Below are 23,572 nucleotides of genomic sequence, written 5' to 3' on the forward strand. Positions count from 1 at the left end.
GGAGAGTCAGTCGTGCACATCATCAGCCGCCCCCCGAATTCCGCTGCGCCATGAAAGCCGCGCAGTGGAACGAGGACATCCGCCAGCTCCAGCACCTGCGTCTGTTCCAGAACGTGGCCGCGGCCAACCTGCAGCAGTTGCTCAAGGACTTTCGCGCCTGTGAACTCGAGCGCGGGGAAATCCTGCTGTCACCGTTCAACCGCAACCACTTCCTTTATATGGTCCTCTCCGGGCACCTGACGGTGTACCTGGGCTCGCTGGACAACCAGCCGGTCAGCACCTTGCATCCGGGCGATTGCGCCGGCGAAATCAGCTTCATCGACAGCGACCACCCTTCCGCCTACGTCGTCGCCAGCGAACCGACCACCGTGCTGCGCCTGCACCGCGAAGCGCTGATCGGCCTGTTCGAGCATTCCCCGCAGGTCATGCAGAACCTGCTCGCGGTGCTCTGCGAGCGGGTGCGCCAGGGCAACCGGATCATCCTCGACACCGAGCAGAACGCCAACATCGACACCCTCACCGGCCTGTTCAACCGGCGCTGGCTGGAGCATATCTACGACCGCGAGAGCACGCGCTGCGCCTTCAACGAACAGCCGATGTGCATGCTCATGCTCGATGTCGACCACTTCAAGAACTACAACGACGAGCACGGCCACCTGGCCGGCGACTACGCCCTGTGCCTGGTCGCCCATACCCTGCGCAGCCAGCTGCGGCCCAAGGACAGCATGGCGCGCTACGGCGGCGAGGAGTTCGTCATCCTCCTGCCGGAAATCGCCATCGACGAAGCCCGGCGCATCGGCAACCGCCTGCGCCAGAGCCTGGAACAGATCGCCTCCTTCTATTCGCCGGTGGGCGTGCTGCCCGGTGTCACCGTGTCCCTGGGGCTGGCCGAGATGGACATCCAGGAAAACCTGCCGAGCCTGATCTTGCGCGCCGACAGCGCCCTCTACCAGGCCAAGCAGAAGGGCCGCAACTGCCTCTGCGGCTGACGCCGCGGGTCTTTGCTGCGCCCATCCGCCGTCGCTGCCGCCCCTGCAACCTGCCCGCCGCGCCGACATCCGCAATGCGCGTGCGCCCCGCGCCACGCGCGGATTACCCGTGGCATTTCGCCCTGCGGGCATCTTGCATTACACTGGCGGCCGTTCATTCCTTAACCAGTACGAGACCACCGTGCTCAAAGCACTCAAGAAAATCTTCAGCAAGGGCGATGGCGAACAGCCCGTCGCCACGCCGGCAGCCCCCGCTCCCGCTGCCTCCCAGCCCGCCCCGAGCGGCGAGAAGCGTCCGCGCAAACCGCGCAATCCGCGCCCCGACGGCGAAGCCGCGGAGAAGCCGGCCCGCGGTCCGAAGAGCGACAAACCCCGCGCCGAGCGTTCCGAGAAAGGCGAACGCGGCGAAAAACGCGAACAGGCTCCCCGGCACGAGCCTGCCAAGGCCGAAGGCGCCGACAAGCCCCGCGAGCCGAAACCGCGCCGCGAGCGCAAGCCGCGCCCGCCGGTGGTGGACAACTGGAAGCTGGAAGACTTCGTGGTCGAGCCGGCCGAAGGCAAGACGCGCTTCCACGACTTCAACCTCGACCCGCGCCTGATGCACGCCATCCATGACCTGGGCTTCCCGTACTGCACGCCGATCCAGGCGCAGGTGCTGGGCTTCACCCTGCGTGGCCAGGACGCCATCGGCCGCGCCCAGACCGGCACCGGCAAGACCGCCGCGTTCCTCATCTCGATCATCACCCAGCTGCTGCAGACCCCGCCGCCCAAAGAGCGCTACATGGGCGAGCCGCGTGCGCTGATCATCGCGCCGACCCGCGAGCTGGTGGTGCAGATCGCCAACGACGCCATCGGCCTGGCCAAGTACACCGGCCTGAACGTCATGAGCTTCGTCGGCGGCATGGACTTCGACAAGCAGCTGCGCACCCTGGAATCGCGCTTCTGCGACATCCTGGTCGCCACCCCGGGCCGCCTGCTGGACTTCAACCAGCGCGGCGAGGTGCACCTGGACATGGTCGAGGTGATGGTGCTGGACGAAGCCGACCGCATGCTCGACATGGGCTTCATCCCGCAGGTCCGCCAGATCATCCGCCAGACCCCGTACAAGGGCGAGCGCCAGACGCTGCTGTTCTCCGCCACCTTCACCGACGACGTGATGAACCTGGCCAAGCAGTGGACGGTCGACCCGGCCATCGTCGAGATCGAGCCGGAGAATGTCGCCAGCGATACCGTGGAGCAACACGTCTACGCCGTCGCCGGCAGCGACAAGTACAAGCTGCTGTACAACCTGATCGCGCAGAACGACTGGACCCGCGTCATGGTCTTCGCCAACCGCAAGGACGAAGTGCGCCGCATCGAGGAACGCCTGACCAAGGACGGCATCAGCGCCGCCCAGATGTCCGGCGACGTGCCGCAGCACAAGCGCATCAAGGTTCTGGAAGGCTTCCGTGAAGGCAAGATCCGCGTGCTGGTCGCCACCGACGTCGCCGGCCGCGGCATCCACGTCGACGGCATCAGCCACGTGATCAACTTCACCCTGCCCGAAGATCCGGACGACTACGTGCACCGCATCGGCCGTACCGGCCGCGCCGGCAGCACCGGCACCTCCATCAGCTTCGCCGGCGAGGACGATGCCTTCGCCCTGCCGCCGATCGAGGAACTGCTGGGCCGCAAGATCACCTGCGAGATGCCGCCCACCGAACTGCTCAAGCCGGTCCCGCGCAAGCACTGATCGCTGCTTGCACCAGAAAAAGGCGAAGCCACCCGGCTTCGCCTTTTTTGTTTCCAGCGGCGTTACTGCCGGTGACGCATCACCCTTCCTAGAGCCTCCCGTTTCTCCCGCCGGACCCGCTGGGACGACCGTACGCCATTCCCCCGCAAACAATGGCAACGCGCCATTACCCGCGCAACAGGCCCGCCCCCGGCCCGTCATGATCAGATTTATTTACAGACGTAAAAAAATTCGCACGCTTCTTGCAAAGCACGCGAGAACAATTCCAAGACTCGTCGGAATCCTCCCATGCCCTTGCGCGCCAAACTTGCTCTGAGTTTCCTCTCGGTCGGCCTGATCCCCGTGCTGGTGATGGCCATCGTGGTCTATCTCCAGGCCAGCCGTGCTCTCGAAGAACAAAGCCTGAATGCCCTGGAGGCGGTCGCCAGCATCAAGCAGCGGCAGCTGATGGATGCCTGGAAGGCCCGCAACGACCAGCTCAGCAGCCTCGCCACCAACCTGGGCAGCAACTACGCCGGGCTGGACAGCGAGTCCCTGGTGACCACCGCCAACTACGACCGCCCGGTGTTCGAGAACTTCATCAAGACCTTCGGTTACCGCGAGCTGCGCCTGGTGGGCGGCGACGGCAAGGTGGTGTTCAGTCTCGGCCGCGGCGTGGATTACCAGCAGAACATCGGCGCGCCGGAGTGGCGCGACACCGCCTTCGGCCGGTTCGTCCGTGCCGCCCTGGACAGCGGCAAGGCCAGCATCAGCGACATCCAGCAGGCCCCCAACGACAAGCAGCCGGTGCAATGGCTGGCTGCGCCGATCAAGGACAACGGCAAGCTGCAACTGCTGCTGGTGCTCGAGTTGCCGTTGGCGGCGATCAACGAGGTGATGCAGAACCGCCAGGGGCTGGGCGACGCCGGCGAAACCTACCTGGTGGGCGGTGACGGCAGCCTGCGCTCGGATTCGGTGCGCTTCGCCGATCACCACGTGCGCCGCGACCAGGAAAGCCCCGCCGCACTTCCCGGCCAGGCCATCGCAAAAGCCCTGGCCGGCGAACAGGGCCGGCTCGCCGAGGCGGGCCTGAGCAACGAGCCGGCGCTGAAATCCTTCGTCCCGCTGAACCTGGACGGCCTGCACTGGGCACTGGTGGCGGAAATGGACCAGGCCCAGGCCTTCGCCCCGGTGCGCAAGCTGATGTGGCAGATCCTCGTGCTCGGCCTGCTCACCCTGGCGGGCGTCGCCGTCGGCACCTGGCTGGTCAGCCGCAGCGTAATGCGTCCGCTGGGCGGTGAGCCGGCCAGCATGGCCGCGCTGGCCCAGCGCCTGGCCAACGGCGAACTGCGCCTGGGCGACGACGCCAACGCCAGCAGCGGCCTGATGCAGGCCCTGCGCGAGATGACCGCCGCGTGGCGCCAGGTGGTCGAACGCCTGCGCCAGGCCAGCGAGGCCGTGGGTGACGCCAGCGGCGACATCCTCGACGCCGCCGGGCGCACCAGCCATCACCTGGACCAGCAGCAGGAAGCCCTGGAAATGGTGGTCAGCGCCGTCGACCAGATGGCCGCCACCGTGCAGGAAATCGCCGGCAGCGCCAGCCGCAGCGCGGACGGCAGCGCTGCCGCTCGCGAGGCCTTCACCGCCATGCAGAACACCCTGCAGCACATGATCGGCCGCCAGGACGAACTGCTCAGCGGCCTGCGCCAGGCCGACGGCGTCGTGCAGACCCTGGCCGGCGAAAGCCAGCAGATCGGCTCGGTGCTGGACGTGATCCGCTCCATCGCCGAACAGACCAACCTGCTTGCCCTCAACGCCGCCATCGAGGCCGCCCGCGCCGGTGAAGCGGGCCGTGGTTTCGCCGTGGTCGCCGACGAGGTGCGCAGCCTCGCCCAGCGCACCCGCAGCGCCACCGACGAGATCGTCGCCATCGTCGGCAGCCTGGGCGATTCCTCCATCCAGGCGCAGTCGAGCATGAGCGGCGCCAGCGAACAGGCCCACACCCTGGAGCAGGACACCCAGGCCGTGCTGGAGGCCCTCGGCGCGCTGGACGACTCGCTGCAGGGCGTGCACGCCATGGCCTTCCAGATCGCCGCCGCCGCCGAACAGCAGGCCGCCACCACCCAGGAAGTGAACCAGCACATGCACCGCCTGAGCGACATGACCGTGGAGAACCGCAAGACCGCCGCGCACACCCGCGATTGCGGCGAGCACCTGCGCCGCGTGGCCGGTAGCCAGGAAGAACTGGTGGCGCAGTTCAAGCTGTAGGGCGCAGCCCCCTGTAGGAGCGGGCCATGCCCGCGATCCGGCCGACAGGCTGGCGCTCATCGCAATGCACCGCTGTCGCGGTGATCGCGGACAAGGTCCGCTCCTACATGGGATATCGTGCCGGCCCGCCCTCTCCCCCGCCCTCTCCCTGAAGGGAGAGGGAGCCATCCGAGCCGGCTGACGCCACAGTTTCAGCCGGCACCGGCCCAGTCCCCTCTCCCTTCAGGGAGAGGGTTAGGGAGAGGGGAGATAGCCAGTACGGGGTTTCAGATGAAGACAGTTTCTCCTACAAGACCGTAGCCACATGGACCGGAACAGCTTATCCACCGATGGCCCCGCGGCGGATAACGCTGAGGCGTTATGCGCCCTACGATCCTGTAGTCCGGCTTTTCGTAGGAGCGAGCTTGCTCGCGAACGCATTCCGCCGGTCGTTCCGCTGCCGCGGGGTTCGCGAGCAAGCTCGCTCCTACAAGAGCCTCTCCACCCGTCCACCTGCTCTTGCCGATCAAGACAAACGAGTCCAGAATGGAAAAATAAATCCACATCCGGAGTCTCGCCATGTCCGCCGCCACGCCTTTCACCCTCAACCAGGCCGACGCCGAACGCCTGCTCGAACAGGTCGACGTACTCCAGGCGATGCGCGACATGTTCGCCGAGCTCGCCGGCGGCAGTGCCGTGCAGCCTGCGCAACAGCTGGTGGAGTTCCCCAATGGCGGCGGCGACTTCATCAATTACCTGGGCGTGCTGGCGTCGCAGAAGGTCTACGGGGTGAAGACCTCGCCGTACATCGTGCGCCAGCCCAAGTCGCTGGTCACCGCGTGGAGCCTGCTGATGTCCATGGAGAGCGGCCAGCCGCTGCTGCTGTGCGACGCCGGCAGCCTGACCACCGCCCGCACCGCCGCGACCACCGCGCTGGCCGTGGACGAACTGGCCCCTGCGGACGCCAAGCGCCTGGCCATCGTCGGCAGCGGCCCGGTGGCCCGCGCGCACCTGCGCTACGCCGCCGGCCTGCGCGACTGGCAGAGCATCCGCGTGTACTCGCCGAACCTGAACGCCGGCGTCCTGGCCCAGTTCGGCGCCATCGACTCGCGCGCGGAACCGGCCGCCAGCGTCGAAGCCGCCGTGGCCGACGCCGACGTGGTGCTGCTGTGCACCTCTTCCGGCACCCCGGTGCTCGACCCGGCGATCCTGACCAAACCGGCGCTGATCAGCTCCATCAGCACCAACGTCGCCCGCGCCCACGAAGTACCGCCAGCGTCGCTGGCGCAGATGGACGTCTACTGCGACTACCGCGCCACCACCCCGGCCGCCGCCGGCGAGATGCGCCTGGCCCGCGAGGAGCACGGCTGGGACGGCGCCATCCGCGGCGACCTGCCGGAACTGGTCAGCGGCCGGGCGGCCAAGCCGGCGTACCAGCGTCACGCCTTCTTCCGCTCCATCGGCCTGGGCCTGGAAGATGTCGCCCTGGCCAATGCGCTCTACCATCTGCAACGCAAGACCGCCTGAGCCGGAGACGAACATGATCGAAGTCGACTACCTCATCATCGGCGGCGGCATCGCCGGCGCCTCCACCGGCTACTTCCTCTCCCGCCACGGCAAGGTCGCCGTGCTGGAGCGCGAGTCCCATGCCGGCTACCACTCCACCGGCCGCTCGGCGGCGCTCTACACCGTCGCCTACGGCACGCCGCAGGTGCGCGCGCTGACCGCCGCCAGCCGCGACTTCTTCGACAACCCGCCCGAAGGCTTCGTCGAACATCCGATCCTCACCCCGCGCGGCGAGATGACCGTGGACTTCGAGGGCAACCCCGAGGAGCTGCAGCGCCAATACGAAAGCGCCCTGGCCAGCGTGCCGGAGATGCGCCTGCTGAGCGCCGACGAAGCCTGCGCCATCGTGCCGGTGCTGCGTCGCGACAAGGTCCACGGCGCGATGCTCGACCCCAGCGCCGCCGACATCGACACCGACGGCCTGCTGCAAGGCTACCTGCGTGGCATCCGGCGCAACGGCGGCAGCCTGCAACTGGACAGCGAAGCCCTGGAAATCCGCCGCATCGACGGTGCCTGGAAGGTGCGCTGCGCGCAGCAGACCTACCGTGCGCCGGTGCTGGTCAATGCCGCTGGCGGCTGGTCCGACAAGATCGCCGAACTGGCCGGCGCCGCTCCCCTGGGCCTGGTGCCCAAGCGCCGCGCGGCCTTCCTGTTCAGCCCGCCGGAGGGTGTCGACAGCCACGCCTGGCCGGTGCTGGTGAGCCTGGACGAATCCTTCTACTTCAAGCCCGACGCCGGCATGCTGCTGGGCTCGCCGGCCAACGCCGACCCGGTGGAACCCCACGACGTGCAGCCCGAAGAGCTGGACATCGCCCTGGGCATCTACCAGATCGAGGAGCACACCACCCTCAGCATCCGCCGCCCGAGCCACACCTGGGCGGGCCTGCGCTCGTTCTTCGCCGATGGCGACCTGGTCTCCGGCTACGACCCGGCCACGCCCGGCCTGTACTGGGTCGCGGGCCAGGGCGGCTACGGCATCCAGACCTCGGCGGCGATGGGCGAGGCCAGCGCCGCGCTGATCCGCCGCGAGGCCCTGCCCGAGCACCTGACCCGCCACGGCCTGAGCGCCGAGATGCTCTCCCCCGCGCGCCTGCTGGCCCTGTGAGCCGCAAGCCGTGACAGCCCGCGGGCGCTTGCGGCACACTCGCCAGCGCCCGTTCCCACCGCCTTGAGAGCCTTGCCCATGACAGCCGCCGACCCACTGGACAACTACAAGGCCATCGCCGACGCCATCGCCGCGCTGTTCTTCCCCCATGCCGAAGTGGTCATCCACGACCTGCGCAACCAGCGCGTGGCGTATCTGGCGAACAACATCTCCAAGCGCGAGATCGGCGACGACTCGGCGCTGGAGGACATGCTCGAAGGCAGCCACGACGAGCGCAACATCGGCCCCTACGAGAAGCTCAACTGGGACGGCCAGAAGATCCGCTCCATCAGCACCGTGCTGCGCGACGCCAAGGGCGAGCCGCTGGCGGTGCTGTGCATCAACCTCAACATCACCCTGTTCGAGACCGCCAAGGCGGCGCTGGACCTGTTCCTCTCGTCCAGCAAGGTCATCCCGCAGCCGGACGCGCTATTCCGCGACGACTGGCAGGAACGCATCAACACCTTCCTGCACGGCTGGCTGCAGCAGCGCCAGCTGAGCCTCTCCACCCTCAGCCGCGACCACAAACGCGAGCTGGTCCTGGCGCTGCATGCCGAGGGCGCGTTCAAGGGCAAGAGCGCGGCGAACTACGTGGCCAACGTGCTGAACATGGGCCGGGCGACGGTGTACAAGCACCTGAAGGAGTTGAAGGAGGAGGTTTGAGTCCTGCTCCCTCACCCTCCTCCACCTGTAGGAGCGGGCCATGCCCGCGATGGCGCCCACGGGGCGCGCCTGCCGGTTGATGTCACTATTCCCCGCGATGTCGTGAACCCGCTGGAATCGTCGGCCCTGCCGACGGGTCGCGGGCATGGCCCGCTCCTACAAGGCAGGACCGGTGTTGGCCGATTCGCGAGCAAGCTCGCTCCTACGAAGAGCCGGATATTCTTCGCTCCTGCTTTGAAAGCTTCCAGAGAAACATCCGCGCACGCCGAATGCCCCGTTCAGGAGGCCGAGCGGAATCGGAGTTTCAGGGGTTGAGCGACAGGGATGTCGCGAGAGCCACGATGGGCCAGGGACGGCCCGTCGTGGCGTGCCCCTGAAACTTCGATGGAGCGAGGGAAGTCCCGCGAAGCGGGACCCGGATGCCGGGGCAAGCCTTTTGGTTACTTTTCGGCGTCTGGAAAAGTGACTCGCCCGAGGGGGCGAAACACAGAGTCCGCGCGTACACCGAGGCGGCGCTATAGCTCACGCGCCAACGCAACCGACCATCACAAAGCGTCGGCCCTGCCGACGGATCGCGGGCATGGCCCGCTCCTACAGGGCGCCATTGGCGCGACGTCCCCCTCGGTTCTACGAACAGCAGGAGGCCGCCCGAAGGCGGCCTTTGCTACAGCTCGACGGAGGGATCAGTCCCCGTAGATATCGCTCTTGAAGTACTTGCCTTCGATTTCCTTGTACTTGCCATTGGCCCGCAGCGCGTCGATGGCGGCGTTGAGCTGGCCGACCAGCTCGGTATTGCCCTTGCGCACCGCGATACCGGCACCCTCGCCGAAGTATTTCGGGTCCTTGAACTCCGGCCCGATGAAGGCGAAGCCCTTGCCGCGCGGGGTGTCCAGGAAGCCGATCTGCAGCGGGATGGAGTCGGCGAAGGTGCCGTCCAGGCGGCCCGCCAGCAGGTCCAGGTAGATCTCGTCCTGGCTGGTGTAGCGCACCACGTTGGCGCCGGCCTTGCCCAGTACCTCGGTGGCGAAACGGTCGGCGGTGGAGCCACGCTGCACACCGATGTTCTTGCCCTTGAGCTGGCTGAACTGCTCGTCCAGCTGCGCGCCTTCCTTCATCACCAGGCGGCCCGGGGTGAAGTAGTACTTGTGGGTGAAGTCCACCGAGTGCTTGCGCTCTTCGGTGATGGTGATGGAGGACAGCGCGGCGTCGATCTTGCGCACCTTCAGCGAGGGGATCAGGCCGTCGTATTCCTGCTCGACCCACTGGCACTTGCGCTTCATCTCTTCGCACAGCGCGTTGCCGATGTCGTAGTCGAAACCGGCGATACCGCCTTCCGGGGTCTTGTAGGCGAAGGGTGGATAGGCCGCCTCGATGCCGATGCGCAGCGGCTTGTCGTCAGCATGGGAGAAGGTGGCGAAAGCGGCCAGCATCAGGCCGCCCAGCAGGGCTTTGCGATTCATCGATGAACTCCGTTGTGTGGTCGCCGGGGTCGAGCGCCGGCCGTTACGTCTGGCAGTGAGTACGGCATGTCGGGGTTCGTCCAGGGGCGCGATGCATCAGCTCGCAGCGGCATTGCCTTGCCCTCACCCAGGCGAACGACTTCTTGTTCTGGTCCGTCCACGCGCACGCGCGCGTAAACTTAAAATCCAATCTGGACTAAAAAGTACACAACGTCAATCGTTCCCGATACGCCCTTCAATCGTAGGGCGGATGGAGCGTTCCGCTTAGGTCAGCCGGCAAGCGGTGGTGCCCTGCCAAGCGTTTGATGCAGATCATGTCGCGCCCCCACGAGCCGGCAGGACACTGCAGGACTCACCCCGGAGGCCCCATGCCATCCTCGCCGCCCCTGCCCCTCGTTTACCCCTGTTCCGGTTGTTCCTATCTTGCGCGGCTGGCCAACGATCTCGCCTTGCGCCTGGACCGCGACGGCTTGGCGAAAATGTCCTGCATCGACGCCGCAGGCGTCGATGTGCCGTCGTCGGCGGAGAGGGCCCCCTCGGGGCGGATAGTCGTTGCCGTGGATGGCTGCCGCCGGCACTGCGTGCAGCACTGGCTGGCGCACCAGGGAGTAAAGGCCGGGCGCGAAATCACCCTGAGCGACTATGGCCTGGAGGAACACCGCGGCCAGAACACGCGCGCAGAGGATTTCGAGATGCTTTACGAGGAATTGCGCTTCCTCCTCCGAACCCAGGGTTGAGCCCGTGCCCCACGGCAGAAGGCAAGGCGACGGGGGCTGACGGAAGCTAGGTGAAACGTGCCAGACCATGCTGGCCTGACACGACAAACGATGCTTCGCTCCGCCCCCTTCGTCAGGGAGCGGACACGGCCTGCCAGTGTCGGCGTCAGGCGGCGACTTCGCTGAACGGCAGGAAGATCGAGCGCTCGCCCGCGCCGCGGAAGTACTGCCCCGGCGCGTGCGGGGCAGTACCGCCCGTCAGCGCCCTACAAGTGCTTGATCTTCTCCAGTTCCTCGGCGCTGTAGTTCTGCTCCGTGGACTTGGTCAGGTCGGTGAGGATGTTGGCACGCAGCACGCCAGCCTGGTCCAGAGCCCAGAGCGCGGTGCCGTTGCTGAAACGTTCGGCGGCGGCGCGGGCCACTTCACCATCCTTCTGCGCCAGGGCCTTGAGCATCTCGTCCTGGGCTGGCTGCGCGGCGCGCAGGCTGCCTTCCAGGCGGTCGCGCCAGCCGTGCAGCAGCGGCATGTACTGCTTGTCGTTGGCGTGGGCCAGGGACGTGAGGCTGCGGAAGGTCCACCAGGCGGAGTGCTCGTCGAAGTCGTCGCTGCCCTGCTGGAACACCCGCGGCGTGCTGCGCAGGCTTTCCAGGTAGTACGGCAGCAGCAGGCCGTCGCGCACGTTGCCCAGGGACTGCCAGGACAGCACCTGCAAGCCCTTGGGCATCTGAGGGCGGACCTGCAGGATGTGCGCCTCGACGTTGCGCTCCATGGCGATCGGCCGCTGCTTCTGGTCACCGGCGGGCTTCTTGCCGTCCAGCGGAGTGCCGGCGTAGTTGTCGATGCGCAGGATGGCCGCTACCTGCTCGACGCTGATGGGCTTCTCCGGCTTGGTATAGAAGGGATACTGCTGCTGGCGGATGTCCTGTTTGCGGCCCGGCTCCAGCTTGCTCTGCACCAGCCATTCGCGGTCGACGTTGTAGGCGTCGCCGACGATGCCGAAGGCCTTGGCGAAGTTGAATTTCGCCGGGTCGACCTTGTCGAGCAACTGGTGCTTCTCGGCGAATTCGGCAATGCCGGCGCTGCTCAACACGTTGGCCTTGTCGTTGAGGTCGGCGTCGTGCACGCGCATGCCGTTGGCCATCACCACATAGCCGTCGTCCGGCACGCGCACGGCGATCCAGTGGTGCCCGGAGCCGATCTCGAACAGCCAGGCCTCCTTGTCGTCGGCGATCTGGATGCCGTTGGTTTCCCCGGCGCCGAGGGTCTCCACGTACTTGCCCAGCAGTTCCACGCCTTCGCGGGCGGTCTTCGCCTGGGGCAGGATGAGGTCCGGCAGGATGGCCTCGATCACCCCGCCCTCGTCGGCCACCAGCGGGTCGGCCTTGGCCGCCTTGTCATTGGGCTCGGTGCTGTTGGTGGCGGAGAGGATCACCCCGGCCTCGTTGGCGCCGAACTCGCTCCACGGGCCGAGCGCGCCGCGCTGGTCGCCGTTCCAGTCACGCATGGCGGTGTAGCGCATCCCGGCCTTGGGCGCGGGGACGCTGACGCCGTTGTCGAAGCTGAGCGTGTCGCCGTCCTTGTAGGTCTGCGCCGGCACCACGACGAAGCGCTTGGCGTGGTTGTTGTAGGTGTAGTCCTCCAGCCGCGCGACCAGCACGGAGCCGTCGGCGGTGGCGTTGCGCCCGGCGATGATGGTGGTGCAGGCCAGCGCGCCCTGGCAGAAGCCGCCGGCCAGCAGGGCGGCAGCGAGGGTCTTGAGCGCAAAGTTGGGCTTGGTCATGGAAATCTCCTCGGCTTGCGATTCGCCGCGCGGCCAAGGCAGGCACGGCGGCGGAGCCGGGAGATGTACAACGTGGCGAGGAACGCGTCCTTGGCGCAGAGCAACGACACCTCCCTGGCATCGCCCCTGAGCATAGACAAGCGTCGAGATTGCGCCTGGCTCAGCGCTTCCAGCGCTCGGCGGCGGCCTGGTCGCTGCAGCGGCCCTCGACCCAGCGCGGGCCGTCGCAGGTGTCTTCCTTCTTCCAGAACGGCGCGCGGGTCTTCAGGTAGTCCATGACGAAGTTGCAGGCGTCGAACGCCGCCTGGCGGTGCGCGCTGGCGGCGCCGACGAAGACGATGGGCTCGCCCGGCTCCAGGCGGCCGATGCGGTGGAGGATTTCCAGGCGCAGCAAGGGCCAGCGCTGGTGGGCCTCGGCCTCGATCTTCTGCAGCGCCTTTTCAGTCATGCCGGCGTAGTGCTCGAGGAACATGCCGCCCACTTCGCGGCCCTCGTTGAAATCCCGCACGTAGCCGACGAAGCCGACCACGGCGCCGACGCCGACATTGGCGGCGTGCATCGCATTGAGCTCGGCACCCGGATCGAACGGCGCCGGCTGGACGCGGATCGCCATGGCCTCAGCCTCCGGTCACGGTGGGGAAGAACGCCACCTCGTCGCCGTCGGCGAGGGGCTCGTCCAGGGCACACAGCTCCTGGTTACGCGCGCACATCAGGTTCTGCTCGGCCAGCACGTCCCACACACCGCCGCGCTGCAGCAACAGGCGCCGCAGGTCGTCGAGGCTGGCCAGGGACTCGCTCCAGTTCAGCTGTTCGCCGTCCAGGCCGAGGGCTTCGCGGTAGCGCGCGAAGTACTGCACGCGGATCATGGGGTGTCTCCTGCGACGCTCTCTGTCGCAACGTAGTGGCCGCTCTTGCCGCCGAGCTTCTCCAGCAGGCGCACGCCTTCGATGGTCATGCCGCGGTCCACGGCCTTGCACATGTCGTAGATGGTCAGCGCGGCGACGCTGGCGGCGGTCAGCGCTTCCATCTCCACCCCGGTCTGCCCGGCCAGCTTGCAGCGGGCGACGATACGGACGCTGTCCTCACCCTCGGCGGCCAGCTCGACCTTGACGCTGGTGAGCAGCAGCGGGTGGCACAGCGGGATCAGCTCATGGGTCTTCTTCGCCGCCTGGATGCCGGCGATGCGCGCCACGGCGAACACGTCGCCCTTGGGGTGGCCGCCGTCCTGGATCAGCTGCAGGGTGGCCGGGAGCATGCGCACCCGGGCTTCGGCCACGGCCTCACGGGACGTCACGGCTTTCTCGGTGACATCGACCATGTTGGCGCGGCCCTGGGAATCGAGATGGGTCAGCACGGCTGGGAATTCTCCGGTGGATCAGGGGAACAGTGTACTCCCCGGGGGCGCGGCCGGCGGACCGGCAAGCGACGCGTTGGGGGGAGGATTGTATACAAGAAGAGGTAGAAGCGGGGGCCCAGGCGTCTGGGCGGGTTCGCGAGCAAGCTCGCTCCTACAGGTTCTGTGTCCGCGGTGGACATCGGTGCTGCTGGCTGGCTTTTCGTAGGAGCGAGCTTGCTCGCGAATCCGGTGCATCCGGCTAACGGTTCGCTTGGCCGTTCTGCCCAACGGTCCCCTCTCCCTTCAGGGGGAGGGTTAGGGAGGGGGATCGGAGCTTGCTCGAAAACCGGGATACAACCGAAGCCCGCCGCCCTCTCCCCAGCCCTCTCCCTGAAGGGAGAGGGGGTGGAGGTGGGATTGGAAGAAGCCGGTCGCCCGGTTCTGCTTACATGTGCGCTTCGGCGAACTCCGCCAGCACCGAGCGCGGTACCCCTTGCAGGGTCACGTGCACGCCGTGGGGGAAGTCCTTGAAGCGTTCGGTGAGGTAGGTAAGGCCGGAGCTGGTGGCCGACAGGTAGGGGGTATCGATCTGTGCCAGGTTGCCCAGGCAGACCACCTTCGAACCATTGCCCGCGCGGGTGATGATGGTCTTCATCTGGTGCGGGGTGAGGTTCTGGCATTCGTCGATCAGGATCAGGCTCTGCTGGAAGCTGCGCCCGCGGATGTAGTTCAGCGATTTGAACTGCAGCGGTACCTTGCTGAGGATGTAGTCGACGCTGCCATGGGTGCACTCATCGTCCGAATGCAGCGCTTCGAGGTTGTCGGTGATGGCGCCGAGCCAGGGCTCCATCTTCTCCGCCTCGGTGCCGGGCAGGAAGCCGATGTCCTCGTCCAGGCCCTGCACGCTGCGGGTGGCGATGATGCGCTTGTAGCGCTTGGTGACCATGGTCTGCTCGATGGCGGCAGCCAGGGCCAGGATGGTCTTGCCCGAGCCCGCCGCGCCGGACAGGTTGACCAGGTGGATATCCGGATCGAGCAGCGCATACAGCGCCAGCGACTGGTACACGTCGCGCGGGCGCAAGCCCCAGGCTTCCTGGTGCAGCAGCGGTTCCTGGTGCAGGTCGAGGATGGTCAGCTCGTCCTGGTCGATGCCCTTGATCCAGCCGACGAAGCCCTGCTCGTCGACGATGAACTCGTTGATGTGCACGGCCGGCAGGTTGTCGGTGAGTTGCACGCGATGCCAGGTGCGCCCGCGGTCCTGGCGGGTTTCCACCTTGCTGACGCGGTCCCAGAACGATCCGTTGAGCGAGTGGTAGCCCCGCGACAGGAGGGCGATGTCATCGACCAGCTGGTCGGTGTGGTAGTCCTCGGCGAATACCCCACAGGCACGCGCCTTCAGGCGCATGTTGATGTCCTTGGTGACCAGTACCACGCGCTTGCTGCTATGGCGACTCTTCAGCTCCACCAGCTGGTTGATGATCTTGTTGTCGTTGAGGTGTTCGGGCAGCCAGGTGATCGGCTCGGCGCGCTTGCTCATGAGGATCGACAGGCTGCCGCACGGCCCGCTCTTGCCGCGCTGGATGGGCACGCCATCCTCCACCTGCTCGGGCGAGGCCTCGCCCAGTACCGAATCGATGAGGCGAATCGCCTGGCGGCATTCCGCGGCCACGGTGTGCTTTCCGGTCTTGAGCTTGTCCAGTTCCTCCAGCACCGTCATCGGGATCGCGACGTGGTGCTCCTGGAAGTTCAGCAAGGCGTTGGGATCGTGGATCAGGACGTTGGTGTCGAGGACGTACAGGGTGGGCTGGGTGGGGCGGGAGCGTCCGTGGTCATCCATACGCGGGTCACCTCTTGTGGGAGCGTTCGACGGAATGCCTTTACAGCGCTCCGCCGTGCGGTGAGCCACCGGCTCTCAAGACATGGGCTCAAGAGCACTGCAAGAAGGGGACGGGCCGGGCCGGGGCCGCCACCTGTCTGCAGGGTTCGGCGGTCTACGACTCAACAAATACAGGAAAAAACATGACGATAAAAAGTCTTTTTCCTTCTCAAGGATGTTTTTTTCTTCGTACGACGAAATACCTTGGCGAGGGCCTCGGACAGCGCTAGTTTTAGGGGTCCCACCTGTCGCAAAACCTCGCCACTTTCCCGGCGGATCAGCCTTTTGCCCTCCCCCGTGCCACTGCCAGCAAAGCCTGCGCAGCGCAGCCTTCTTGCCGCCTCCATAAGCAGCCGGAGCGCTGCGAGTCGCGCGGCTTCGCCAAGGCTAATCGCCCCCATAGGTGGAGCCTGCGCCCGCAACTCCTTACAATCGCGCCTCGATTGCAGGAGCGCGCTTGTAGGAGACCGCACGATGCTGATGGTGATTTCCCCCGCCAAGACCCTGGACTACGACACCGCGCCGGTGACGCAGCGCTTCACCCTGCCCGAGCACCTGGACGATGCCCAGGAATTGATCGGCATCCTGCGTGAACTGACTCCGGCGCAGATCGCCGAGCTGATGCACCTATCGGACAAGCTAGCCGGGCTCAACGCGGCGCGCTTCGGCAGCTGGCACCCGCAGTTCACTCCCGCCAACGCCAAGCAGGCGCTGCTGGCCTTCAAGGGTGACGTCTACACCGGCATGCAGGCCGAGGATTTCAGCGAGGACGACTTCGACTTCGCCCAGCGCCACCTGCGCATGCTCTCCGGCCTCTATGGCCTGCTGCGCCCGCTGGATCTGATGCAGCCGTACCGCCTGGAAATGGGCACCAAGCTGGCCAACGCCCGCGGCAAGGACCTCTACGCCTTCTGGGGCGAGCGCATCAGCGGCTGGCTGAACGAGTCCCTGGCCGAACAGGGCGATGACGTGCTGCTGAACCTGGCCTCCAACGAATACTTCGGCGCGGTGAAGCGCAAGGCCCTCAACGCGCGGGTGATCGATACCGAGTTCAAGGACCTGAAGAACGGCCAGTACAAGATCATCAGCTTCTACGCCAAGAAGGCCCGCGGGATGATGGCCCGCTATGTGATCAAGGAGCGCCTGACCAACCCCGAGGGGCTGAAGGACTTCAACTACGCCGGCTACGCCTACAGCGCCGAGCACTCCAAGGCCGACCAACTGGTGTTCCTGCGCGACCACGCCGACGACTGATCGCCCCACCCGCTGCACCAAACGGGAGCCTCGAGGCTCCCGTTTTCGTTTCTTCGGCTGAAAAACGGCAGGAATGCCCGGTGCGTTCCCGAGAAGTGGTCCGTCCGCACCGTGAATGCCGTGCCCTGCGGTTCGCGAGCAAGCTCGCTCCTACGAAAGCCGCACTACCTTGCCACACCGCGCTGAGGCATGCGCCGGCGTTGCCGGCGGATCGCGGGCATGGCCCGCTCCTGCCTGAAGTATCGCGCTGGGGCATGCCCTCTCCCCCGCACAGACTCAGAGAAAGCCCATTGCGTCTAAAAGGGGCACCCGATTCGCTTCTGATTCGTCCGGGAAAGGCCGCTGATTCCAACTGGCCTGTAAGCCATTGACCATATCAGCGCACATCGAGAGGGGGCGAAATTGTACGTTTTATGTCCAAAACACCCCTTAAAAACCCTATGGAGAAAAGGGGCAAAATGACCGTTCGTCTGCTTCAGGATTAATCGTGAAAAATTTTTTCGGGGGTCCGGACCAGTCCTAAGGATGGAAATCGTCCTGATTCGCTACCTGCCTTGTAATCCATTCGCCATTACCAGCATTTGGCCATGACATGCATTTCACGATTGCACTTTGCAAGAGGGAAAGCTGAACGGGAGCTGAACGAATGTATTGACGACGATAGCCGGTCGTTTTTAACGAAAAATTCAATGGAACTTTCCCTGACCTTGCACTTTGCATTACGAAAAACGCCCGAGGTTTTGCCACCAGTGCAGCATCAAGTGATATCAAATGGATATTTCAAATAATTTCAGAGACGAGATGGGCGGAAGGAACTAACCGACTTTCGGATAAATCCTATTTGCGCAACGACCATCGATGGTCACGCAACAGTGCCACGATGGAAGGTGGGAGTTTTAGTTCCAAGGTTATTCCGATTGGCTCTTGCCATTCCTTAACCAGAACTACAACCCCATGAAATAACTGAACTTTTCAGATGACGAGGCAATCATCTAACCAGACTGGAGCACGCCAGGCGGAGAATGCACCAACTTTGCAATCCGCTTGAAACATAACAGGGCAAACATTCTTAGTTTGCTCCAAGACTGTGCTCGAAAGTTTAGCACTCGATTCCCATGCCTGCCTGGAAGGAAGTACGGAATTCACTTCAACAGTGAACTCCGGGGGTTCTTGCAACCTTTAAAAAGCGCCCGATAGGGCAACTTTAAACAGTTCGACCATTGAAGAGGTGAATGCGATGCGTATCAGCATCTTTGGTCTTGGGTATGTTGGCGCAGTATGTGCCGGCTGCCTGTCCGCACGAGGCCATGAAGTCGTTGGGGTGGACGTGTCCACCACCAAGATCGATCTGATCAACAACGGGAAGTCGCCTATCGTCGAGCCGGGTCTGGAGCCGCTGCTGGAACAGGGCATCCGTACCGGTCGCCTGTCGGGCACCACCGACTTCAAGAAGGCCGTACTGGACACCGACGTGTCGTTCATCTGCGTCGGCACCCCGAGCAAGAAGAACGGCGATCTCGACCTGGGCTACATCGAGTCGGTCTGCCGCGAAATCGGCTACGCCATCCGCGAGAAAAAGGAACGCCACACCGTGGTCGTGCGCAGCACCGTGCTGCCGGGCACCGTGAACAACGTGGTGATCCCGATCATCGAGGACTGCTCGGGCAAGAAGGCCGGCGCCGACTTCGGCGTGGGCACCAACCCGGAGTTCCTGCGCGAATCCACCGCGATCAAGGACTACGACTTCCCGCCCATGACCGTCATCGGCGAGCTGGACGCCCAGACCGGCGACCTGCTGGAAGAGATCTACCGCGAACTGGACGCGCCGATCATCCGCAAGTCGATCGAAGTCGCCGAGATGATCAAGTACACCTGCAACGTCTGGCACGCCGCCAAGGTCACCTTCGCCAACGAGATCGGCAACATCGCCAAGGCCGTCGGCGTCGATGGTCGCGAGGTGATGGACGTGATCTGCCAGGACCGCAAGCTGAACCTGTCGCGCTACTACATGAAGCCCGGCTTCGCCTTCGGCGGCTCCTGCCTGCCCAAGGACGTGCGCGCCCTCACCTACCGCGCCAGCCAGCTGGACATCGAGCACCCGATGCTCGGCTCGATCATGCGCAGCAACCAGCACCAGGTGCAGAAGGCCTTCGACATCATCGCCGCCCACGGCAGCCGCAAAGTCGGCCTGCTCGGCCTGTCGTTCAAGTCCGGCACCGACGACCTGCGTGAAAGCCCTCTGGTGGAACTGGCCGAGATGCTCATCGGCAAGGGCTACGAGTTGCAGATCTTCGACCGCAACGTCGAGTACGCCCGCGTCCATGGCGCGAACAAGGAGTACATCGAATCGAAGATCCCGCACGTCTCCTCGCTGCTGGTCTCGGACCTGGACGCCGTCGTGAAGTCCTCCGACGTCCTGGTGCTGGGCAACGGCGACGAGCTGTTCGTCGACGTGGTGAAGCAGGCGCCCGAGGGCAAGAAGGTCGTCGACCTGATCGGCTTCATGCCCAGCGTTACGGATGACCGCGCCGAAGGCATCTGCTGGTAACGCGCCGCTCTTCGTAGGAGCGAGCTTGCTCGCGAACGCTCTCCCGCCGCACCACCGTGCCAAGCGGGTTCGCGAGCAAGCTCGCTCCTACAAGGGCTCCACTTCCCCAGAAGCGACAGACGGATTTCGACGATGGAAACCTACAAACGAGTGATCGGTGAAGCCACCGGCTGGCTGGTCTTCCTCAGCCTGCTGATGCTGCTGGCGCTGCTCGTGCCGCCGACCGTATTCGACGCCGAATCCAAGGACTTCCTGCTGCTGATCGGCGCAGTCGGCATCTGGCGCTATTCCATGGGCGGCCTGCACTTCCTGCGCGGCATGCTGTTCCTCTACGTGGTCTACCCGCACTACCGCCGCAAGGTTCGCAAGCTGGGCGAGGCGGCCGACCCGTCGCACGTGTTCCTGATGGTCACCAGTTTCCGCATCGACGCGCTGACCACCTCCATGGTGTATCGCTCGGTCATCGAAGAAGCCATTGCCTGCGGCTATCCCACCACCGTGGTGTGCTCCATCGTCGAGATGTCCGACGAGGTGCTGATCAAGCAGCAGTGGCAGAAGCTCAACCCGCCGGACCACGTGACGCTCGACTTCGTGCGCATCCCCGGCACCGGCAAGCGCGACGGCCTGGCCCACGGCTTCCGTGCCATCTCCCGTCACCTGCCGGACGAAGACGCGGTGGTGGCGGTGATCGACGGCGACACCGTGCTGGAACCGGGCGTTGTGAAGAAGACCGTGCCGTGGTTCAAGCTCTTCCCCAACGTCGGCGGCCTGACCACCAACGAGTTCTGCGAAGTGCAGGGTAGCTACGTGATGAGCGAGTGGCACAAGCTGCGCTTCGCCCAGCGCCACATCAACATGTGCTCCATGGCCCTGTCCAAGCGCGTGCTGACCATGACCGGGCGCATGTCGGTGTTCCGCGCCGCGGTGGTCACCGACCCGGACTTCATCACCGACGTGGAAAGCGACCACCTGGACCACTGGCGCCTGGGCCGCTTCCAGTTCCTCACCGGGGACGACAAGTCCAGCTGGTACAGCCTGATGCGCCTGGGCTACGACACCTTCTACGTGCCGGACGCGGCGATCAACACGGTCGAGCACCCGCCGGAGAAGAGCTTCATCAAGGCCAGCCGCAAGCTGATGTTCCGCTGGTACGGCAACAACCTGCGGCAGAACTCCCGCGCCCTGGCCCTGGGCCCGCAACGCCTGGGCTGGTTCACCAGCGTGGTGCTGTTCGACCAGCGCCTGTCGATGTGGACCTGCCTGCTGGGCCTGGTGGCCGCGATCATCGCCAGCATCAAGTACAGCATCGCCTTCCTGCTCATCTACCTGCTGTGGATCGGCATCACCCGCTTCGTGCTGACCCTGCTGCTGTCGCTGTCGGGCCACCACATCGGGCCGGCCTACCCCGCCATTCTTTATTACAACCAGATCGTCGGTGCCCTGGTGAAGATCTACGTGTTCTTCCGCCTCGACCAGCAGTCGTGGACCCGCCAGAACACCAAGCTCGACCGCGGACTGGCCAGCTTCCAGCGCTGGTTCAACACCTGGTCCTCGCGAGCCATGACCTTCTCCGCGGCCAGTATTTTCGTCGCCGTACTGCTGACCATCGTCTGACCTCCTTTTTAGCTACGAACAGGACTCGACCTCATGAATACCGCCGTCAACGTCAATGTCGTGCACGAATCCGAAGCCCAGCGCCAGCACGCCCGGGTCAAGCTGCCCGCCCGTATCCGCTTCATCGGTTCCCACCGCGAGGGCGTCGACGCCCGCCTGCTGGACCTGTCCGCCGGTGGCTTCGCGTTCGCTGCCGCGAACAACACTCCGGTGCAGGTCGGCGACCTGCACAAGGGCAAGCTGCTGTTCCAGATCGACAGCATCAGCTTCTCCCTGGAGGTGGAATTCCAGGTGCGTTCCTATGACCGCGAAAGCGCGCGCGTGGGCTGCGAATTCCAGCACCTGAAGCCGCGCGAGATCGCCGCCCTGCGCTACCTGATCACCTCCTACCTGGCCGGCGAAGTGGTCAGCGTCGGCGACATGCTCAACACCCTGCAGCGCGAGAACTTCACCAAGGCCCGCAAGCACGGCGCCGGCTCCGGCGGCATGGGCTTCTTCGGCCGCTTCCGCGCGGTCACCGTGAGCACCGCGATCTTCGTCGTCGGCGTCGGCGCCTTCGCGGTGATCCTCAACCAGATCTACAACCTGTACTTCGTCACCCATGCCGATTCGGGCGTGGTCAGCGTGGCCAACCAGCAGATCACCATGCCCCGCGAAGGCACCGTGGAGAGCCTGGTGGAGCCGGGCGCGGAAGTCGCCAAGGGCGCGCCGATCGCCTCCTTCTCCGCCAACCTGCTGGACCTGCTCAAGGGCAACCTGACCGAAGAACAGCTCAACCCGAGCAACATCGAGAAGCTCTTCGGCCACCAGATGAAGGGCACCCTCACCAGCCCCTGCGACTGCCGCGTGGTCGAGCAGCGCGTCGCCAACGGCCAGTTCGCCAACAAGGGCGACGTGATCTTCACCCTGACCCCGCGCGACAGCACCGCCACCATCGAAGCGCGCTTCCCGTACCGCAACGCCGCCGAACTGTCCCCCGGCACCCACGTGAACTTCCAGGTGGCCGGCGACAGCGAAGTACGCGGCGGCCGCATCCAGCGCACCGCGCCGGTGGACGGCGACCTGTCCTCGGAAATCCGCGTGCAGATCGCCCCCGACCAGCCGCTCGACAGCCAGATGGCCGGTCGCCCGACTGAAGTCAGCATCGGCGGCCTGCCGGGCCGCACCCTGCTGAACAAGGCGATGGCCCTGGCCACCGCCCGCTAAGAGGACCGCCCGCATGAATCGACCTGTCTCACGACTTGCCCCTCACCTAGCCTTGGCGCTGGCCATCGGCGCAGCCGCCGGATGCGCTGGCCTGCCCGACCAGCGCCTGGCCCAGGAGGCCCTGGAGCGTGGCGACATGGCCACGGCCCAGGCCAACTTCCAGGCCCTGGCCACCATGGGTTACGCCGACGCACAGGTTGGACTGGCCGACATGCAGGCCGCCACCGGCGACCCCGACGAGCAGGCCCGCGCCGAGAAGCTCTACCGCGAAGCCGCCGAGAGTTCGCCGCGCGCCCGCGCTCGCCTGGGCAAGTGGCTGGCGGCCAAGCCCGGCGGCACCGACGCCGAGCACCGCGAAGCCGAGCAACTGCTGACCCGCGCCTTCAACGAAGGCGAGGACAGCGCGCTGGTCCCGCTGATCGTCCTCTACCTGCAATACCCGCAGGCGTGGCCGAACGTGAACCCGCAGCAGCGCATCGACCAGTGGCGCGCCCAGGGCCTGCCCCAGGCAGACCTGGCGCAGATCATCCTGTACCGCACCCAGGGCACCTACGACCAGCACCTGGGCGAGGTCGAGCAGGTCTGCCAGCGCTGGCTGAACCGCATGGACGTGTGCTGGATGGAACTGGCCACCGTATACCAGAAGCAGGGCAACGCGGATAAGCAGAAGGCCCACCTCGAGGCGCTCAAGGCCGGCTGGAAGGCAGGCCGCGTGCCGTCCGAGCGCGTCGAGTCGGTGGCCGGCGTGCTGGCCGACCCGAACATCGGCACCGCCGACCCGCAGGCCGCCCAGGCGTTGCTCAACGAGATCGCGCCGACCTACCCGGCCGCCTGGGTCAGCCTCGCCAAGCTGCAGTACGACAACCCCGACCTGGGCGACCTGGACCAGATGCTGGAGTACCTGAAGAAGGCCCAGGACGCCGCCCAGCCCCGCGCGGAACTGCTGCTCGGGCGCCTCTACTACGACGGCAAGTGGGCCCCGCAGGAACCGCAGAAGGCCGAGCAGCACCTGCTCAAGGCCGCCGCCACCGAGCCCCAGGCGCACTACTACCTGGGCCAGATCTACCGCCGTGGCTTCCTCGGCCAGGTCTACCCGCAGAAGGCCGTGGACCACCTGCTGATCGCCGCGCGCGCCGGCCAGGCCAGCGCCGACATGGCCCTCGCCCAGCTCTACTCCCAGGGTCGCGGCATCCGCCCGAACCTGGTCAACGCCTACGTCTTCGGTGAGCTCGCGCAGCGCCAGCAGGTGCCCACCGCCAGTGACCTGATGGCGCAGATCGAACCGCAGATCCAGCCGGCCGACCGCAGTGCCGCCCAGCAGTTGCTCAAGCGTGAAGAACAGGCTCGCGGCGCCAACTGGCAAGCCACCGTCAGCCTTCTGCAGAACAACCAGGAACAAGAAAATCTATGAAGCGCACCGACCCGATGACCACCCCGCTGTTTGCTCTCGTCGATGGAGTT

The 23,572-nt window shown here is 65.6% G+C and carries 18 protein-coding genes; 12 read left to right on the forward strand and 6 right to left on the reverse strand.

Translation table 11 applies throughout. The features are described from left to right. Positions 1–50: 50 nt before the first annotated feature. From N0B71_RS02430 to N0B71_RS02455, 6 genes are all read left to right on the forward strand, one after another. Positions 51–989: a GGDEF domain-containing protein gene (locus tag N0B71_RS02430; protein WP_259757053.1), complete on the forward strand. Its 939-nt coding sequence runs from the start codon at positions 51–53 to the stop codon at positions 987–989. A 181-nt stretch (positions 990–1,170) separates the two neighbouring features. Then, on the forward strand, positions 1,171–2,721 hold the full coding sequence (rhlB, locus tag N0B71_RS02435; RefSeq protein WP_259757065.1) for an ATP-dependent RNA helicase RhlB: 1,551 nt from the start codon (positions 1,171–1,173) through the stop codon (positions 2,719–2,721). Between the two features lie 288 nt (positions 2,722–3,009). Beyond that, positions 3,010–4,968, forward strand: a complete 1,959-nt coding sequence (locus tag N0B71_RS02440) for a methyl-accepting chemotaxis protein (RefSeq protein WP_259757066.1) — start codon at positions 3,010–3,012, stop codon at positions 4,966–4,968. A 558-nt stretch (positions 4,969–5,526) separates the two neighbouring features. Continuing rightward, positions 5,527–6,474 (forward strand): ornithine cyclodeaminase family protein, encoded by a 948-nt coding sequence (locus tag N0B71_RS02445; RefSeq protein WP_259757070.1) that lies wholly within the window; start codon positions 5,527–5,529, stop codon positions 6,472–6,474. A 13-nt stretch (positions 6,475–6,487) separates the two neighbouring features. Then, complete coding sequence (locus N0B71_RS02450; RefSeq protein ID WP_259757080.1) at positions 6,488–7,618, forward strand: NAD(P)/FAD-dependent oxidoreductase; 1,131 nt, start codon at positions 6,488–6,490, stop codon at positions 7,616–7,618. 78 nt (positions 7,619–7,696) lie between these two features. Further along, positions 7,697–8,320 carry a helix-turn-helix transcriptional regulator gene (locus N0B71_RS02455; RefSeq protein WP_259757081.1) on the forward strand — a complete coding sequence of 208 codons (624 nt, stop codon included), beginning with the start codon at positions 7,697–7,699 and terminating at the stop codon, positions 8,318–8,320. 683 nt (positions 8,321–9,003) lie between these two features. Here the strand turns inward: N0B71_RS02455 and N0B71_RS02460 are convergent. Further along, positions 9,004–9,780, reverse strand: coding sequence for an ABC transporter substrate-binding protein (locus tag N0B71_RS02460; protein ID WP_259757083.1), 777 nt, complete (start codon positions 9,778–9,780; stop codon positions 9,004–9,006). Between the two features lie 368 nt (positions 9,781–10,148). On the opposite strand from N0B71_RS02460, the gene N0B71_RS02465 reads away from it, so the two are divergent. Continuing rightward, a complete protein-coding gene (locus tag N0B71_RS02465) occupies positions 10,149–10,517 on the forward strand; it encodes a putative zinc-binding protein (protein WP_259757084.1) in 369 nt (122 codons plus the stop codon). Positions 10,518–10,762: 245 nt separating this feature from the next. Here N0B71_RS02465 and N0B71_RS02470 read toward each other — a convergent pair whose 3' ends face one another. The 5 genes from N0B71_RS02470 to N0B71_RS02490 all read right to left on the reverse strand — a co-directional run bounded on the left by N0B71_RS02470 (position 10,763) and on the right by N0B71_RS02490 (position 15,450). Next, entirely contained in the window at positions 10,763–12,277 is a 1,515-nt protein-coding gene (locus N0B71_RS02470) for a C69 family dipeptidase (RefSeq protein WP_259757086.1), read from the reverse strand. Between the two features lie 160 nt (positions 12,278–12,437). Beyond that, positions 12,438–12,890 (reverse strand): molybdopterin synthase catalytic subunit MoaE, encoded by a 453-nt coding sequence (moaE, locus tag N0B71_RS02475; RefSeq protein WP_259757087.1) that lies wholly within the window; start codon positions 12,888–12,890, stop codon positions 12,438–12,440. A gap of 4 nt (positions 12,891–12,894) precedes the next feature. Continuing rightward, a complete protein-coding gene (locus tag N0B71_RS02480) occupies positions 12,895–13,143 on the reverse strand; it encodes a MoaD/ThiS family protein (RefSeq protein ID WP_259757088.1) in 249 nt (82 codons plus the stop codon). Then, positions 13,140–13,631 (reverse strand): cyclic pyranopterin monophosphate synthase MoaC, encoded by a 492-nt coding sequence (gene moaC, locus N0B71_RS02485; RefSeq protein ID WP_259757089.1) that lies wholly within the window; start codon positions 13,629–13,631, stop codon positions 13,140–13,142. Before moaC ends, N0B71_RS02480 begins: the two co-directional genes overlap by 4 nt. Positions 13,632–14,058: 427 nt before the next feature. Beyond that, positions 14,059–15,450 (reverse strand): PhoH family protein, encoded by a 1,392-nt coding sequence (locus N0B71_RS02490; protein WP_259757090.1) that lies wholly within the window; start codon positions 15,448–15,450, stop codon positions 14,059–14,061. Positions 15,451–15,963: 513 nt separating this feature from the next. Here N0B71_RS02490 and yaaA point away from each other — a divergent pair. The 5 genes from yaaA to algK all read left to right on the forward strand — a co-directional run bounded on the left by yaaA (position 15,964) and on the right by algK (position 23,522). Beyond that, positions 15,964–16,743, forward strand: a complete 780-nt coding sequence (gene yaaA, locus N0B71_RS02495; protein ID WP_259757092.1) for a peroxide stress protein YaaA — start codon at positions 15,964–15,966, stop codon at positions 16,741–16,743. Between the two features lie 1,237 nt (positions 16,744–17,980). After that, entirely contained in the window at positions 17,981–19,291 is a 1,311-nt protein-coding gene (algD, locus tag N0B71_RS02500) for a GDP-mannose 6-dehydrogenase (protein WP_259757093.1), read from the forward strand. Positions 19,292–19,423: 132 nt separating this feature from the next. Beyond that, a complete protein-coding gene (gene alg8 / locus N0B71_RS02505) occupies positions 19,424–20,905 on the forward strand; it encodes a mannuronan synthase (RefSeq protein WP_259757095.1) in 1,482 nt (493 codons plus the stop codon). A gap of 33 nt (positions 20,906–20,938) precedes the next feature. Then, on the forward strand, positions 20,939–22,111 hold the full coding sequence (locus N0B71_RS02510) for an alginate biosynthesis protein Alg44 (RefSeq protein WP_259757096.1): 1,173 nt from the start codon (positions 20,939–20,941) through the stop codon (positions 22,109–22,111). Positions 22,112–22,124: 13 nt separating this feature from the next. Continuing rightward, a complete protein-coding gene (gene algK / locus N0B71_RS02515) occupies positions 22,125–23,522 on the forward strand; it encodes an alginate biosynthesis TPR repeat lipoprotein AlgK (protein WP_259757098.1) in 1,398 nt (465 codons plus the stop codon). Positions 23,523–23,572 lie beyond the last annotated feature (50 nt).

The sequence above is a fragment of the Pseudomonas sp. GCEP-101 genome, assembly GCF_025133575.1.
GTDB classification, from domain to species: Bacteria; Pseudomonadota; Gammaproteobacteria; order Pseudomonadales; family Pseudomonadaceae; genus Pseudomonas; species Pseudomonas nitroreducens_B.